Genomic DNA, 15,548 nt, shown 5'->3' with positions numbered 1-15,548 from the left:
GTAATTCGGGTTCTAACCCGAATTACCACTCACGAGGGGGTGTAGAGCGCGCCCAGGAACTCGAGCAGCAGCCGCTCCCGCAACGGCGCCGGCGCCGTTGCGAGGAGCGCGTTGATCGGGGCCATCCGGTCCGGAAGTCCCGAAGCGCCGCCGAGGCCCGCCGCGGCGAGCAGGCCCGCGAACTGCTCAGGAGTCAGCGTGTCCGGGTCGAGGGCCGCCACGAACTCCGCCACGGCGGGGTCGACGACCACCGGGCCGGCCGCGCGGGCCGCGTCCACCGCGGCCGCGAGGTCGGTCAGGAACTCCTTCTCGCTGCCGTGGTTGGCCGCCGTCACCGTCAGGTGCAGGTTCACCGGGGACGACAGATGAGCGAACTGCGGCTGGACGTACCAGCCGCGCGCCTTCATCTCGTCGGCCACCGTGAACAGGTCGAAATCGTCGTCGCCGGTGAACGCGATCAGCGTCGACACCGGGTCGCCGAGCACCCGCAGCCCGGGGAGTTCCTCGATGCCCGCGCGGATGCGGGAAGTCGCCTCGCGGGCGGCCGAAGCCAGGCGAAGGTAGCCCTCGGAACCGAGGTGGTTCACCACCGCCCACGCCGCGGCGAGCGGCCCGCCCGACCGCGTGCTCTGGATCGTCGTGTTGAGCATCGTGTAGCCCGGCCAGGCCGCGCTCGCGAAGTAGTGCGTGCGCCGCAGCTGCGCCGAAGCGTGCAGCAGCACCGACGTCCCCTTCGGACAGTACGCGTACTTGTGCAGGTCCACCGAAATGCTCGTGACGCCGGGCACCCGGAAGTCGAACGGCGGCACGTCCGCGCCGAGCCGGGCGAAGTACGGCAGCACCCAGCCGCCGATGCAGGCGTCGACGTGCATCCGGACGCCGCGCTCGAGAGCCGCCGCCGCGATCTCGGCGATCGGGTCCAGCACGCCGTGGGCGTACGACGGCGCACTCGCCACCACCAGGACCGTCGACTCGTCGATCGCCGCGGCCATCGCCGCCGGGTCGGCGCGGAACGTCACCGGGTCGACCGGGACGTCGATCCGCCGCAGCCCGAACAGGTGGGCCGCCTTGTGGAAGGCCGCGTGCGCGGTCATCGGCAGGACCAGAGACGGCGCCGCGACCGAAGGGTTCGCGTCCCGCGCGGCCAACACCGCCAGCAGGCACGATTCGGTGCCGCCGGACGTCACCGAACCGACCACTCCGGGCACCGAGCCGAGCAGCGCGGCAGCCGCGGAGACGAGGTCGTTTTCCATCTTCAGCAGGCTCGGGAACGCCGTCGGGTCCAGGCCGTTGGCCGACGACGCGAGCGCGTGCGCCGCCGCGCCCAGGGAGTCCACTTCGGACAGACCGCTGTCGTAGACGTAGGCCAGGGTCCGGCCGCCGTGCGTCGGCAGGTCGCCCGCGCGCAGCTCCCGCAGCGCCGCGAGGACATCCTCAGGCGGGTTCATGGCGGGGCTCCAGCACCGAGCGCCGCAGCAGCGGCAGGGCCAGCGCGATGAGCACGCCGGGGATCACCGACGCCCCGACCAGGATCGCCACGATCGCGCTGTGCGGCTGGAACGCCGTGGCGTCCGTGCTGGAGACGTACCCGCCGAAGGCCAGGATCAGGGCCCAGAGGCCGCCGCCGAAGGCCAGCCCGAGGGTCTCCCCCGCGGTCCACACGCCCGCCGCGATCCCCGCGCGGGTCTCCCCGGTGCGCTCCTCCTCGGCCGTGATCAGGTCGGGCAGGATGGCCAGCGGGAACACCGAAATCCCCGCGTAGCCGACGCCGCACAGCGCCACGAAGACGAACGAGACGACCAGCGGGATCGACTGGGCGAACACGAGACCCAGCAGGCCGAGCGCGAACGCGGCCGTCGCCAGGCGGAAACCGTTGAGCTTGCCCACCCGGTCGCCCAGCCTCGGCCACAGCGGCATGGTGACCAGCGCCGGGCCGACGAAGATGACGAACAGGATCGTGCCGTAGCCCTCGTCGCCCAGGATGCGCTGGGCGAAGAACGGGATCGCGGCGAGCACGGTGCCGATGCCCAGCGCCTGGATGAAGTACGTGCCGAGCAGCCAGCGGAACGGCCGCCAGCCGGCGAGCGTGCGGACGAGCTCCTTCAGGCTCACGGTGTTCGGCCGCAGCGAGCCGACCGGCGCGTCCTCGAGCCCGAAGTACACCAGCAGCGTCGCGGCCAGCACGATGAGCCCGATCACCACGGCCATCACGCGGTAGCCGGTGACCCCGCCGATGCCGGTGCTGATGGCGGGCGCGCCGCCGCCGCAGATCAGGATCGTCACGGCGAGCACGCCGATGCGGACGCTGGTGAGCTTCGTGCGCTCGGTCGCCGACTCGGTCAGCTCGGCGGGCAGTGCGTTGAACGGCACCTGGAACAGCGCGTACGCGGTCGCGCAGGCGGCGAACATGATCGCCACGTACAGCGCGTCCGGCAGCGGATCGCCGAAGCCGGGGTGGGCGAACATCGCCGCGAACAGGATCGCCACGCCGATGCCGCCGATCAGCAGGAAGCGCCGCCGGCTGCCGGTCTTGATCAGGTCGGCGTCGGACAGCCTTCCCGCCACCGGGTTGAACAGCACGTCCCAGGCCTTGGGCACGAACACGATCGCGGCGGCCCAGCCGGCGGGCACGGCCATGGTGTCGGTCAGGTACTTGACCAGGACCAGGCCGGGGACCGTGCCGAAGGACCCGGTGACGAACGAGCCGAGCGAATAGCGGAACCTCGTCCGGCCGGACAGCGTCGCCAACAGGTCCTCCTCGGATGCGTACCGGGTGCAGGCCATGAGTATTCGATCTCGGCGCGCGCCCGGTAGTGGTCGAGGGGAATCGTGCCATCGTCGTGACCAAGGCCACGATCGGGCCCGGGTCAGCCCAGCACGTCGGCGATCTTCGCCAGTGTCGCCGCGTCACCGCGCAGGAGCAGCTGGGTCACCACGGTCTCCTCCCAGGCCTGCAGGTCGTCGCGGATCTTCGCCGGCGGCCCGATCAGCGAGGTGTCCTCCACCAGCGACGTCGGGATCGCCGCGGCCGCCTCCTCCTTGCGGCCGGCGAGGAAGAGCTCCTGGACCTTGTCGGCGACGTCGCCGTAGCCGAGCCGCGCGTACACGTCGTGGTGGAAGTTGACGCTCTTGGCGCCCATCCCGCCGATGTACAACGCCAGCGACGGCTTGATCCAGCTCGCCGCCTCCTCGACGTCGTCGTGCACGATCACCGGCAGCGAGCACGGCACCTCGAACGTCTCCAGGGTGTGCCGCGCGCCCGGCCTCGAGAAGCCCTCTTCGAGCGCGGCCTGGTAGAAGCCGTTGCTCTTCGGCGAAAAGAACAGCGGCAGCCAGCCGTCGCCGATCTCCGCGGCGAGGGCCACGTTCTTGGGGCCCTCCGCCGCGAGGAAGATCGGGATCTCCTTGCGCAGCGGGTGCACCGTCGGCTTCAGCGGCTTGCCGAGCCCGGTGCCGCCCCGGTAGGGCAGCTGGAAGTGGTCGCCGTCGAGGGTCACCGGCGCCTCGCGGGCGATCACCTGCCGCACGATGTCGACGTATTCGCGGGTCCTGGCCAGCGGCTTCGGGTACGGCTGGCCGTACCAGCCCTCGACGACCTGCGGGCCGGACGCGCCGAGCCCGAGCACCATCCGGCCGCCGGAGAGGTGGTCGAGGGTCAGCGCGCTCATCGCCGTCGCCGTCGGGGTCCGGGCGGCCATCTGGACGATGTTCGTGCCGAGCCGGATCCGGCTGGTGGAAGCGCCGTACCAGGCCAGCGGCGTGAAGGCGTCCGAGCCGTACGCCTCCGCCGTCCACACCGAGTCGAAGCCGAGCTCCTCGGCCTTCAGGACGGCTTCCAGCGCACCCGGGGTCGGGCCGCTCTGCCAGTACCCGACGTGGAATCCCAGCTTCACGAAAGCCTCCTAGACATTCGGCGCGTAGTGCTCGGGTTTGCCCCGCTCCGACAGCGGGGGCAGGTTCCTGGGTGGAGTCTCGACCAAGGGCGCGTCCGCAGCCACCTCGCCGCGCTCGCGACGCCAGCCGGCCCGGGCGCGAGGGTGGTAGCGGCGGTCGTGCGGGACGAGCTTGAACACGGCGTCGATCAGCTTCCCGGCCCGCCGGTGCCGCCGCGCGTCACGCTCGGACCAGGCGAAGCCGAGCAGGTCGCGGACCTCGCGGTCGTACAGGCCGATCGTCAGCCAGACGAAGCCGCGGGCGACCACCCGCTGCACCGGCCGCCACAGCGCGTCCGGCAGCCAGGGCAGGAACGGCGGCTTGCCGAGCCCGCGGATGTCGAGGACGTCCCGGGTGGCCTTGTTGTCCTCCAGGACCTCGGTGCACATGTGCTTCCAGTAGCGCTGGAAGTCTTCCCAGGTCTCCGGCACCGGCCGCATGGACATGTCGTAGAGCCGCCACCACTGGACGTGCTCCTCGAACAGCTGCCGCTTCCCGGCCTCGCCGATGCCGCCCATGAAGTGGTCGGCGATGAGGATCGTGCTGACGAAGAACGTCGCGTGCGCCCAGTAGTAGGTGTCGGGGTCGAGGGCGTGGTAGCGGCGGCCCTGCGCGTCGACGCCCTTGATGCGGTCGTGGTAGCCGCGGACTTCGAGGGCGGTCGCGTGGGCGCGTGGGCCGTCGAAGACCACCCCGCCGATCGGGTAGAGCGACCGGAACAGCCGCTGCCAGCGCTCCTCGAAGAACCGCGAGTGCTGCTCGACGCCCGCGCCGAGGCCGGGGTGCATGTTCTGCATGGAGCCGGCCCACAGGCCGATGAGCAGGCCGCGCCAGTCGCCGAAGTACTTCCACGTCAGCGAGTCCGGACCGAGCGGTCGGGGTTCCATCGCGCACTCCTCGTCGGGTCCGGAACTGACTACGGCTGTTGTCAGGCTAGGATCTGACAACAGTTGTAGTCAACCGAGGAGCTGTGATGCCGGGCCGGACCTGGGCGGGCACGACGCTGGACGACCGGAAGGCGCTCCGGCGCGAGCAGCTCCTGGCGGCCGGCCTGGAGCTGCTGGGCACCGAGGGCTCGGCCGCGACGAGCGTCCGCGCGGTGTGCCGGCGGGCGAAGCTGACCGAGCGCTACTTCTACGAGAGCTTCGCCGACCGCGAAGAGCTCGTCGCAGCCGTGTACGAGCACGTCGGAGAAGAGGCGCGGCAGGCGCTCGTCGACGCCGTCCGGGACGCCCCCACACCGCTCCTGCGGGCCGAGAACGCCGTGCGCGCCTTCGTCGAGCTGATCGTCGACGACCCCCGCAAGGGCCGGATCCTGCTGCTCGCCCCGCTCACCGACCCGGCGCTGACCAGCCGCGGCCTGCACCTGCTGCCGGTGTTCGCCGCGCTCGTCGGCGAGCAGCTGTCCCACGGCGACGAGACGGAACGCCGGATGGCCGCCGTCGGGTTGGTCGGGGCGCTGAGCAACGTGTTCATCGCCTATCTCGACGGGTCGCTGAAAGTTTCGCGCGAGCGGCTCGTCGCGCACTGCGTGAAACTCGTCCTCGGCGCCGACGGCCACTGACCCCACCTCCTTCCGGCCTCGTGACAGTCGCGCGGCGGATCGGGCAGACTCAACCCATGCGTACCGCTGGGCGGAACGACGGCGTGAGCGGCGACGGCCTCGTCGCGGCCCGGCTCGCCGCGCTCCTGGAAGCCTTCCGGCCGGGTGACGAGACCCTCGGCGTCTCCGAACTGGCCCGCCGGACCGGGCTGGCGAAGACGACGGTGCACCGGCTCGTCGGGCACCTGACCGAGACCGGGCTGCTCGAACGCGAGGCGGCCGCGGTGCGGCTCGGGCTCCGCCTGTTCGAAATCGGCCAGCTGGCCTCGCCGCGGCGCGGCCTGGTCGAGGCGGCCCGGCCGTACCTGGCCGACCTGCGCGAAGCCACGCGCAACACCGTCCACCTGGCCATCCTCGAAGGCACCGAAGTGGTGTACCTCGACGTGCTGCGCGGCCCGGACGCGCCGACGCTGCCTTCGCGCATCGGCGGCCGGTTTCCCGCGCACGCCACCGGCGTCGGCAAGGCGATCCTGGCGTTCTCCCCGGAATCGGTGGTGAACCAGGTGATCGACGCCGGGCTGCCGCGGATGAGCGCGCGGACGATCACCGCGCCCGGCCTGCTGCGCCGTCAGCTCACGCGGGTCCGCGAGGACGGAATCGCGTTGGAGCGCGAGGAATCCGGCGTCGGCGTGGTGTGCGCGGCCAGCCCGCTGCTCGACACCCGCGGCGTCGCGGTGGCCGCGGTGTCGATCTCCGGCTGGGCCAACCGGATGCGGACCGAACGGGTCGCCCCGGCCGTCCGGACGGTCGCGCTCGCGTTGACCCGGACGCTGTCGGGCTCCACTGCGGACAGTCGACGATAATCTCGCTGGGCCAAGGATTTCCGGCGAGCGGCGGCGTCCGCGGTCCCGATCCCGGAGCGGTCGCCGCCACCCGCTACGATCCGTGCAATGGTCCAGCACCGCCCGGTTTCCGCCGCGCACCGGTTGCTGTCGCTCGACATCGTGCTCGCGCTGCTGGCGCTGGCCGGCGGGCTGCGGGTGCTCTACCTCGCGGCGCCCGACCCGGCCCTGCCCGCGGAGGCGGCCACCGTCGCCCACGCCTACGCGCTCGGCAACCTGACGTCGTTCGCCGACTCCGGCGGAGCCGGCGTGAGCCCGTTCGGCTGGCTGCAGCTGGCGGCGGCCACGATGGTTTCGGACGCGTTCGGCCGCTCGGCCACGGCACTGGCCGCGGTCCGCGAGACGGTGCTGGTCGCGGCGCTCGCCGGCGCGGTGCTGATGTGGATGCTGGGGCGGCGGCTGGGCCTGACGCGCTGGGCGTCGGCCGCGGCGGTGCTGCTCCTGGCGGCCTCGCCGCTCGCGCTCGGGTTGCAGCGGCTGGTCGTCGTCGAGCACCTGGCCGCGGCGTGGGCGCTGGGGGCGCTGGTCCTGATCACCCGCCGCCGGGCCCGCATCCGCCACGACATCGCGGCGGCGGGGTGCCTGCTGGCGGCGGTGCTGACGTCGCCGTTGGCGCTGTTCTTCCTGCCCGCGGCGGGCTGGCTGCTGGCGCGCCGGGCACCGGTCCGGGCCGCGTTGGTGGCGGTGGTGCTCAATCTCGGCCTGGGTATCGCGTTCGGGCCGGCGGCTTCGGCGCTCCGGCCGCACCTGGCCGCGGCGACCCCGCCCTCGGTGGCCGACTGGGCGGCCCTGGACCCGGTGTGGGTGGCGCTGTCGGTGGCCGGGCTGCTGGCGGCGCTGGCGGTCCCGGCGGTGCGACCGCTGGCCGCGAGCGGCGTGCTGCTCGCGGCGACGCTGCTCGTGCCGGGCGTGCCGGACACGGCGGTGCTGGCGCTGCTGGTCCCGGTGACACCGCTGCTGCTGGCGGGGGTCGCCCAGGCGGTGCCCCGGCGGCGCCTCCCCGCCCACCGCGACCGCCCGGGCCACCGCCGGATCGCCCCGGTGCTCGCCGCCGGTGCGCTGGCCGCCACCATCGCCGTCAGCTGGGGCATCGGCTACCCCGCCCTCCGGCCGACCGTCGACCGCGGCGGCCCGCTCGCCGCCGCCCGGGACTGGCTCAAGACCAACGCTTCCGGCTCCCGGCTCCTCGTCGACGACGCGGCCTGGGCCGAACTGGCGAACGCCGGCTGGCCGACCGGCATGCTGGCGCCGCCCACCACCTGCGCCATCACCTGCCCGGCCGCCGAATGGGCCGTCTTCACCGGCGACGAAACCGGGCTCCGGGTGCGCTATCCGGCCCTCGACGGCGCCTTCGCCGACGCCGGCCCCACCGCCAGGTTCGGCTCGGGCGGCACCAGGGTCACCGTCTGGCGCCTCGGGCTCGCCCCGGCCGATCCCGCCGCACCCCCGGAGGCCCCGGCCCGGGCGCACGCGGGCGAAGCGCTGTCCTCGTCAGCCCGGATCGCGCTGACCTCCGACGCCGCCGCGGTGCTGCGCGAAGGCTGCGCCGACCCGCGGCTCATCGCGACGATCGCCGCGCTCGCCGCCATCCAGCCCGTGGGGATCGCGGCCTTTCCCGAGGTCCCGGGCGAGGACGCCGCCGGGCAGCCGCGCCGCCGGGTGCTGCTGACCGGCCACGAAGACGGCACCACCGCCTTCTACACCGGCCAGCGCGACCTCTTCCGCCCGTCGTCGGTCGTCCGCACCGCCGGCGGCGTGCTCGTCACCTACCCGCTGTTCGCGCCGGCCGGGCTCCTCCCCCTGAGCCGGTAGCCGCCGGGGGGCACGCGCCGGTGCGGCGGGGACGAGCGGCGCACCCCCGCCGCACCGCTACAGCGCGGCGACGTTGCGCTCCGGGTGCGCCGGCCGGTGCAGGGCGGGAACGTCCGCCAGCAGGCCGCGCCGGGCCAGCTCCGGGCGGACGCCATCGCCGAACCAGTACGCCTCCTCCAGGTGCGGGTAGCCCGACAGCACGAACTCGCTCACGCCGATCGAGCGGTACTCCTCGATCAGGTCCGCGACTTCTTCGTGGCTGCCGACCAGCGCGGTTCCCGCGCCGCCGCGGACCAGGCCGATGCCCGCCCACAGGTTCGGGTGGATCTCCAGCCCGCGGACCCCGCCGTCGGTCCGGCCGCCGTGCAGCGCGACCATCCGCTGCTGGCCCACCGACTCGCTCGCGGCCAGCTGGGCCTGCGCCTTCGCCACCTGCTCGGGGCTCAGCGCGTCGAGCAGCTTCTGCGCCTCCGCCCAGGCCTCGGCCGAGGTGTCGCGCGAGATCGTGTGCAGCCGGACGCCGAACCGGATCGGCCGGTCCCCGGCGAGCTCGCGCACCTTCCCGATCTTCTCCGCGACTTGTGCGGGCGGCTCGCCCCAGGTCAGGTAGACGTCGGCGTGCCGCGCCGCGACCGGCAGCGCGGCCGGCGACGAGCCGCCGAAGTAGATCGGCGGCACCGGATCGGGCGCGGCCAGCGTCGTCGCGCCTTCCACGCGCAGGTGCTCGCCTTCGAAGCTGAAGGGTTCGCCGGACCAGACGCCGCGCACGATGGTCAGGAACTCGCCGGTGCGCGCGTACCGGGCGTCGTGGTCGTGCCAGTCGCCAAACCGGCGCTGCTCCACAGCGTCACCGCCGGTGACGATGTTGAGCAGCACGCGGCCACCGGACAGCCGTTGGAACGTCCCCGCCATCTGCGCGGCCAACGTCGGGGAGATGACGCCCGGGCGGAAGGCGACCAGGAATTTCAGCCGGGTCGTCTCGCGGATCAGCGCGGCCGTGGTGAGCCACGCGTCTTCGCACCAGGTGCCGGTCGGCGTCAGGACGCCCTCGAAGCCCTGGCGCTCGGCCGCGCGGGCGACCTGGGCCAGGTAGTCCAGGTCCGGGTCGCGCTGGGCGGCCGGGCCGGCGGACCGGTTGGCGTGGAAGCGTTCGACGATCGTGCGGCCGTCACCGCTGGTGGGCAGGAACCAGTGCAGCCTGATGCTCATCCGTTGCTCCTCGCCTGGTCCAGGTCGGGACCGAACCGCCGGTCGACGAAGGCGGCGAAGTCCACCTTGCCCGGCAGAGTCTTCTCGTCGGTGAAGGCGTCCGCGAGCTGCTGTTCGGACGCCACCACGGAGTCGTCCAGCACGATCGGCCGGTCGCGGCCCGCATCGACGGCCTTCTGCGCGACTTCGAGCTTCAACCCGGTCTCCTTGGCCCACGCCTGCGCCCACGCGTCGCGGTGCGTGTCGGCCCACTTCTGCGCCTCGACCACGCGCACGGCGAAGTCGCGCAGGGCGGAGTTCTTGCCGGCGTCGCCGAGCGCGGCCGTGCTCGCGGTCAGGAAGGCCAGGCCGTTCGACGCGCCGCGGCCGTCGGCCAGCACCCGCGCGTGGGCTTCGAGCTGCGCCTGTGCGGTGTAGGGGTCCCAGATCGCCCAGGCGTCGATGGTGTGCTGGGTGAACGCGGCGTAGGCCTCGGACGGCTGCAGGAAACTCAGCTTGACGTCCTTTGTGGACAGGCCGTTGTTGTGCAGGGTGTTCAGCAGCTGCCCGTGCGCCGAGGAACCCTTCGCGACGCCGATCGTCTTGCCCTTCAGCGACGCGACGTCCTGCAGCGGCGAGTCCGGCGGGACGAGAATCGCCTCTCGCTCGACATTGCTGCGCGCAACGCTGATCACCTTGATCTTCGCCTTCGCGGCGGCCGCGAAGATCGGCGGCGTGTTGCCGACGCGCCCGGCGTCGATCGCGCCGGCCGAGGCGGCCTCGAGCAGCGGCGGACCCGAGGTGAACGTCGCCCACTCGATCTTGTACGGCGTGTCCTGCAGCAGGTTCGCCGCGGTGAGCAGGGATTTCACGCCGCCCTTCTGGTCGCCCACCTTGAGCGTCACCTTCGCCAGGTCCGCCGCGCTCACCGCGGCCGGCACGGCGTCCGGGCCGTCGCCGCCCGCCGTGCCGCACGCGGACACGGCCAGCGCCGCCGCGAGCACGATGATTCCCTTACGCCACAGCATCTTCGATCACTCCCAGGTCGGCCAGCACGCGGCGGCGAAGGTTGTCGTGGTCATCGGCTTCGCGCGGGCGGTGGGCGGCCACGATCCGGCCGTCGTCGAGCACCAGGACCCGGTCGGCGAGCCGCAGGGCTTCGTCGACGTCGTGGGTCACCAGCAGCACGCCCGGCCGGTGCCGCCGCCAGAGGTCGAGCACCAGGCCGTGCATGGAGATCCGGGTCAGCGCGTCGAGGGCGCCGAACGGCTCGTCGAGCAGCAGGAGGCCGGGTTCGCGCACCAGCGCGCGGGCCAGCGACACGCGCTGGGCCTCGCCGCCGGACAGCGTGAGCGGCCAGTCGTCGGCGTGCTCGGCCAGGTGCACTTCGGCCAGTGCCTTTTCGGCCAGTGCGCGGTTGCGGGACTTCGTGACGCCGTCCTGGCGCAGGCCGAGGACGACGTTGCGCCACACCTTCCGCCACGGCAGCAGTCTCGGCTGCTGGAACGCGACCGAAACCGTCCCGGTGACTTCCGCGCGGCCTTCGACGTCGTCGTCGAGCCCGGCGAGCACCCGCAGGAGCGTCGACTTGCCGGACCCGCTGCGGCCGAGCAGGGCGACGAATTCGCCGCGCCCGACGGTCAGGTCGAGTCCATTGAGGACGGTCCGTTCGCCGAACCGCTTGGTGAGGCCGCGGACCTCGGCTACCGGGTTCGCCACCGCAGCACCTTCCGTTCGAGCAGCCGGACCAGCGCGTCGGTGACCAGGCCGAGCAGGGCGTACAGGACCAATCCGACGACCACGACGTCGGTGCGCAGGAATTCGCGGGCGTTGTTGATGAGGTAACCGACGCCGGCGTCGGCGTTGACCGTCTCGCCGACGATCAACGCGAGCCAGGCCAGGCCGAGCGACTGCCGCAGCCCGACGAGCGCCTGCGGCAGCGCGCCGGGCAGGACGACGTGCCAGAGCCGTTCCGCGCGGCTGAACCCGAGCGCCCGCGACGCTTCGACCAGCGCCGGGTCGGCGCCGCGGATTCCCGAGTGGACGTTGAGGTAGAGCGGGAAGGCCACGCCGAGGGCGACCAGCACGATCTTCGTCTCTTCACCGATGCCGAACCACAGGATGAACAGCGGGATCAGGCCGAGGAACGGCAGCGTGCGCAGCATCTGCACCGGCGGGTCGACCAGGGCCTCGCCCCAGCGCGACAGCCCGGAGACGATGCCGAGCAGGACGCCGGCGAAGGCACCGAGCGCGAAGCCGGCGCCGACCCGGCCGAGCGAAACGGCGAAGGCGTTCCCGAGTTCTCCGCTGCGCGCCACTTCGATGCCGGCCTGCACGACCGTCCACGGTGCACTGAGCTTGTCGGGCGGCAGGACGCCGGTGGCGCTGGCCACCTGCCAGGCGGCGAGCAGCACCACCGGGCTGATCCAGCGCCGGAGATCGGGCCGCCTGCCGGCTTTGCGCGGCGGCTCGGCGGCGCGTTTCCGGACGTGCGCGAGCACGCCCGTGGTGGAAATCGACACGGATTTCTCCCGGGGACGGGGACGTACGGGATTGCGTGGTCCCGACCATCCGGGGAGTGGGAAGCGAAGTCAATCGGTGCCCACTCCGTGAACACCCCGTGTTTCACCCCGTGGAACGCACTTGGCTCGGCCCGGCTCAGCCGCCGAACATGACCTTCCATTCGTCGAGCGACCGCGGCCGGTAGACGAAGTTCGTGCGCTTGACGTCCGACAGCGCGGCCGACGGCTCGGCGGAGTACTGGTGCCCGGGGTAGACGACGGGATCACCGGGCAGGCCGGCGAGTGCTTGCAGGCTGCGGTAGATCTCGTCGGCGTCGCCGCCCGGGAAGTCGGTGCGGCCGCAGCCTTCCAGGAAGAGCGTGTCGCCGGAGACGAGCTTGTCCTCGACCAGGAAGCACTGGCTGCCCGGCGTGTGCCCGGGGGTGTGCAGCAGCCGGATCGGGACGGCCCCGACCTCGAGGACGTCGTCGTGGTCGTGCGCGCGCAGATCGGTGCCGGAGACCCCGGTGACCCGCTTGACCCACTCGGTCTCGGCACCGTTGACGTGGATCGGCACCTGCTCGATCGCGAGGAGCTCGGCGATCCCGGGCAGTGAGAAGCCGAGCATCTCGCCGCCGACGTGGTCGGGGTGGTGGTGGGTGGCGAGCACCCCGGTGAGCCGCATCCCGTCCTGCGCCAGCACGTCGACCAGATCCTGGACGGCGTAGGCCGGGTCGACGACGACGGCGTCCCCGGTCTCGCGATCGCCGATCAGGTAGGCGAAGTTCACCATCTGCGTCGCGACGGGATCCCCGACGGCGAAGTCACGCCCGGCGAGCAGCTGCCGGAAGTAGAGCCGATCAGTCATGCCGGACACCCTACGGTCCGTTCCGCCCCGATGTGGCGGCACGGGTGAGGGCGGCCAGGAGGGCGGCCACCGCGGGCGGGTCCGGCGGGTCGCCGTAGGTGGCCGCGTGGATGCGGCGGTGGACGCCGGGGAGTTCGGTGGCGTGGATGTCCGGGCGGCGGTGCGCTTCCAGGGCGAGCCCGGGCAGGGTCGCGACGCCGAGGCCGGCGGCGACCAGGGACTGCACGACGACCATGTCGTCGCTGAACGAGCCGAGGCGCGGGCTGAAACCCGCCCCCGCACAGATGGCGGTCAGCTCCGCGCGGCACCGGGGGCAGCCGCCGATCCAGGCCGAGTCGCGGTGGTCGGCCAAGACGGCGTCCGGGTGCGGGCTGATCAGGTGGATCGGGTCGTCGGCGAGGTGGCGGAACCGGAAGCCTTCCCCCTCGAGCGGGGCGCCGGCGTGCTGGAAGACGAGAGCGACGTCGAGTTCGCCGCGGCGCAGCATGTCCAGTGCTTCGACGGGATGCCGGTCGATCAGGGCCAGCTCGAGCCCGGAGTGTGCCGCCGCCAGCGACGCGACCGCTCTCGGCACGAGAGTGCTCAGCGTCGACGCATTGGCGCCCAGCCGGACGCGCCCGGCTCGCAGGCCGACCTGCGCGGCCAGCTCTTCGGCCGCCGCGGCCACGCGTCCGGCGATTTCGGCGGCGCGGTCGGCCAGCAGGCGCCCTTCCGGTGTCAGCCGGATCCCGCGCCCGGCCCGCTGCACGAGCCGAGCGCCGGTGGCCGCTTCCAGGCGGGCCAGGTGGTGGCTCACCGACGGCTGCGAATAGTGGAGTTCGCGGGCCGCCTCGGTCACCGAACCGTGCCGGGCCACCGCGGCCAGGACCTTGAGCTGGACCAGGTTCAGCATTCATCAACGATATCAATGGGTTTTCGGCTCTATTGACATTGGACGTCATGTCAGGTGCGGGCCATCCTGGTTCCGGAGCAGCCGACCGAGGAGGACACGGACATGACCGGCAAGGTGACCTGCGACCTCACGATCACCCTCGACGGGTACGCAGCCGGCCACCACCAGACCGAGCAGCGCCCGTTCGGCGACGACGGCGGCGACGGCTGGGGCGGCAAGCTGCACGCCTGGTACGGCGAAGGCCGCGACGAGCACCCGGCCGAGTTCGACCGGATGATGACGGCCAAGGCGTTCATCATGGGGCGCAACATGTTCGGCCCGGTGCGGGGCGAGTGGGACCGGCCGTGGACGGGCTGGTGGGGCGAGAACCCGCCCTACCACGGCCCGGTCTTCGTGCTCACCCACCACCCGCGCGAGCCGCAGCCGATGGCGGGCGGCACCACGTTCCACTTCGTCACCGACGGCATCGAGGCCGCGATGGCCCGCGCCCGCGAGGCGGCGGGCGACGGCGGGATCTCCGTCCACGGCGGCGCGACCACCGTGAACCAGTACCTCGCCGCGGGCTTGATCGACGAGGTCCGGCTGCACGTCGCGCCGTACACGCTCGGCGACGGCGTCCGGTTGTTCGACGGCGTCCCGCCGCTGAACCTCGAGCAGGTGGACGCCCGGGCGACCACCTCGGTCACGCACCTCCGCTATCGCGTCCTCCGCTGAGCTCGGCCCACTGGTGGACGCTCCCCCGGTGCAGCGCGGCGTAGGCCCGGTCCCTGAGGACGTTCGCCTCGTGATCGGACAGCGTCCGGTCCAGGGGCCGGAGCACCAGGCGGACGAGGAGGTTCTTCTGGTCCGGCGTCGCGCCGAGCCGGGCTCGCGCCTGCGCCGGCAGCCGGGCGTACGGGGTCTCCTGCAGGATCTCGACCGACTCGACGACGCCTTCGCCCAGGGCCTCCCGGACGCGGTCGCCGAGGTCTTCGGCACGGTCGTCGGCCGGCACCACGATCGACAGGTCGCGGCGCACCGGCGGCAGCGCGGAGACCGGCCGGTAGGGCGCGAGGTCCGTCAGCTGGGCGGCGACGGCCGGCTCAGTGGAGCGCAGCAGCCGGATGTCCGGGATGCCCTTGCGCAGCATGACCATCCGGTCGAGGCCCATGCCGAGCGCCAGGCCGGACCAGCCGCCGGTGAGCCCCGCCCGCGCGAGGACGCCCGGGTGGGCGAGCCCGCACTCGGCGACCTCGACCCAGCGCCCGTCGTGCTCGACGTCGAGCTGGGCACCGTCCACTGTGTACGGATGGCGGCGTGCTTCGAGCCGCCACCGCCGGTCCGGCACGAGGGCGGCGACCATCTCCTCGAGGTCGGCGCGGGTGACGGTGCCGCGGACGATCCGCCAGAGGTCGAGCTGGTGCGGCGTGCCGCTGTGCAGCCGGTCGATGCTGTCGCGGCGGTAGACGACGCCCGCGCAGACAAGCAGCACGTCGTCGGCCGGGTTCGCGGCCAGGTTCCGGAGGGCGGCGGGGATGAGGGCGGTGGAGTGGCTGCGCAGGACGTGACCGGCGTCGACGTACCGGGTGTAGCGGGCGTCGCGGGTGATGTCGGCCGGGTCGTAGCCGAGGTTGTCGTAGTTGTCGGCCACGGTGACGATGCGCGCGCCGGGGCTTCTCCGGACGTCACAGGACCACAGGCCGGCGAGCGCTTCGACGGCTTGGTCGACAAGCAGCTGGACGGCGTGCGGCCCGGCGGCGGGATCGGTGAGATCGCGGACGGCGAGATCGCGGGCGAGCTGGGCCGGGGTGAGTGTTGCGGGCATGGCGGAACCTCCGGGCTGGGCGGGTTTCGGGGACGGTTCCCCTGGCCCGGGCGGCCCGGCGAAGGTTCAGGCGGACATGGCACCGACACCCCGCTGGCGCCCGGA

At 72.9% G+C, this 15,548-nt stretch carries 15 protein-coding genes; 4 read left to right on the top strand and 11 right to left on the bottom strand.

From position 1 onward, the window contains the following. Positions 1–29 precede the first annotated feature (29 nt). The 4 genes from ACWED2_RS38845 to ACWED2_RS38830 all read right to left on the bottom strand — a co-directional run bounded on the left by ACWED2_RS38845 (position 30) and on the right by ACWED2_RS38830 (position 4,820). Entirely contained in the window at positions 30–1,448 is a 1,419-nt protein-coding gene (locus ACWED2_RS38845; RefSeq protein WP_449695509.1) for a pyridoxal phosphate-dependent decarboxylase family protein, read from the bottom strand. Beyond that, positions 1,435–2,748, bottom strand: coding sequence for an MFS transporter (locus tag ACWED2_RS38840; protein ID WP_449695508.1), 1,314 nt, complete (start codon positions 2,746–2,748; stop codon positions 1,435–1,437). Before ACWED2_RS38840 ends, ACWED2_RS38845 begins: the two co-directional genes overlap by 14 nt. 119 nt (positions 2,749–2,867) lie before the next feature. Continuing rightward, positions 2,868–3,893, bottom strand: coding sequence for an LLM class F420-dependent oxidoreductase (locus ACWED2_RS38835; protein WP_449695507.1), 1,026 nt, complete (start codon positions 3,891–3,893; stop codon positions 2,868–2,870). A 9-nt stretch (positions 3,894–3,902) separates the two neighbouring features. Further along, positions 3,903–4,820, bottom strand: a complete 918-nt coding sequence (locus ACWED2_RS38830) for an oxygenase MpaB family protein (RefSeq protein WP_449695506.1) — start codon at positions 4,818–4,820, stop codon at positions 3,903–3,905. Between the two features lie 86 nt (positions 4,821–4,906). Between ACWED2_RS38830 and ACWED2_RS38825 the strand changes: the two genes are divergently transcribed. The 3 genes from ACWED2_RS38825 (at position 4,907) to ACWED2_RS38815 (ending at position 8,190) form a co-directional block, all read left to right on the top strand. Further along, positions 4,907–5,497, top strand: a complete 591-nt coding sequence (locus tag ACWED2_RS38825) for a TetR/AcrR family transcriptional regulator (RefSeq protein WP_449695505.1) — start codon at positions 4,907–4,909, stop codon at positions 5,495–5,497. A gap of 56 nt (positions 5,498–5,553) precedes the next feature. Further along, complete coding sequence (locus ACWED2_RS38820; protein WP_449695504.1) at positions 5,554–6,339, top strand: IclR family transcriptional regulator; 786 nt, start codon at positions 5,554–5,556, stop codon at positions 6,337–6,339. An 87-nt stretch (positions 6,340–6,426) separates the two neighbouring features. After that, positions 6,427–8,190: a glycosyl transferase gene (locus tag ACWED2_RS38815; RefSeq protein ID WP_449695503.1), complete on the top strand. Its 1,764-nt coding sequence runs from the start codon at positions 6,427–6,429 to the stop codon at positions 8,188–8,190. A 57-nt stretch (positions 8,191–8,247) separates the two neighbouring features. Here the strand turns inward: ACWED2_RS38815 and ACWED2_RS38810 are convergent, their stop codons facing one another. From ACWED2_RS38810 to ACWED2_RS38785, 6 genes are all read right to left on the bottom strand, one after another. Next, positions 8,248–9,399 carry an LLM class flavin-dependent oxidoreductase gene (locus tag ACWED2_RS38810; RefSeq protein ID WP_449695502.1) on the bottom strand — a complete coding sequence of 384 codons (1,152 nt, stop codon included), beginning with the start codon at positions 9,397–9,399 and terminating at the stop codon, positions 8,248–8,250. Then, positions 9,396–10,406 (bottom strand): ABC transporter substrate-binding protein, encoded by a 1,011-nt coding sequence (locus ACWED2_RS38805; RefSeq protein ID WP_449695501.1) that lies wholly within the window; start codon positions 10,404–10,406, stop codon positions 9,396–9,398. The genes ACWED2_RS38810 and ACWED2_RS38805 overlap by 4 nt, the downstream gene beginning before the upstream one ends. Next, entirely contained in the window at positions 10,393–11,097 is a 705-nt protein-coding gene (locus ACWED2_RS38800) for an ABC transporter ATP-binding protein (RefSeq protein ID WP_449695500.1), read from the bottom strand. The genes ACWED2_RS38805 and ACWED2_RS38800 overlap by 14 nt, the downstream gene beginning before the upstream one ends. Beyond that, complete coding sequence (locus ACWED2_RS38795; RefSeq protein WP_449695499.1) at positions 11,082–11,900, bottom strand: ABC transporter permease; 819 nt, start codon at positions 11,898–11,900, stop codon at positions 11,082–11,084. Before ACWED2_RS38795 ends, ACWED2_RS38800 begins: the two co-directional genes overlap by 16 nt. A 136-nt stretch (positions 11,901–12,036) precedes the next feature. After that, the gene (locus ACWED2_RS38790) at positions 12,037–12,747 is read right to left on the bottom strand and encodes an MBL fold metallo-hydrolase (protein WP_449695498.1); all 711 of its coding nucleotides are present in this window, start codon (positions 12,745–12,747) and stop codon (positions 12,037–12,039) included. A gap of 10 nt (positions 12,748–12,757) precedes the next feature. Next, positions 12,758–13,639, bottom strand: a complete 882-nt coding sequence (locus tag ACWED2_RS38785; RefSeq protein ID WP_449695497.1) for a LysR family transcriptional regulator — start codon at positions 13,637–13,639, stop codon at positions 12,758–12,760. A 102-nt stretch (positions 13,640–13,741) separates the two neighbouring features. On the opposite strand from ACWED2_RS38785, the gene ACWED2_RS38780 reads away from it, so the two are divergent. Continuing rightward, a complete protein-coding gene (locus ACWED2_RS38780) occupies positions 13,742–14,353 on the top strand; it encodes a dihydrofolate reductase family protein (RefSeq protein WP_449695496.1) in 612 nt (203 codons plus the stop codon). On the opposite strand, the gene srmL is transcribed toward ACWED2_RS38780, so the two are convergent. Further along, the gene (gene srmL, locus ACWED2_RS38775; RefSeq protein ID WP_449695495.1) at positions 14,322–15,443 is read right to left on the bottom strand and encodes a PheS-related mystery ligase SrmL; all 1,122 of its coding nucleotides are present in this window, start codon (positions 15,441–15,443) and stop codon (positions 14,322–14,324) included. The genes ACWED2_RS38780 and srmL overlap by 32 nt on opposite strands. Positions 15,444–15,548: the final 105 nt, after the last annotated feature.

The sequence above is a fragment of the Amycolatopsis sp. NPDC005003 genome (assembly GCF_053600695.1).
Note: the sequence above shows the minus strand (reverse complement) of the source record. Positions and strands in the feature narration are given on the sequence as shown.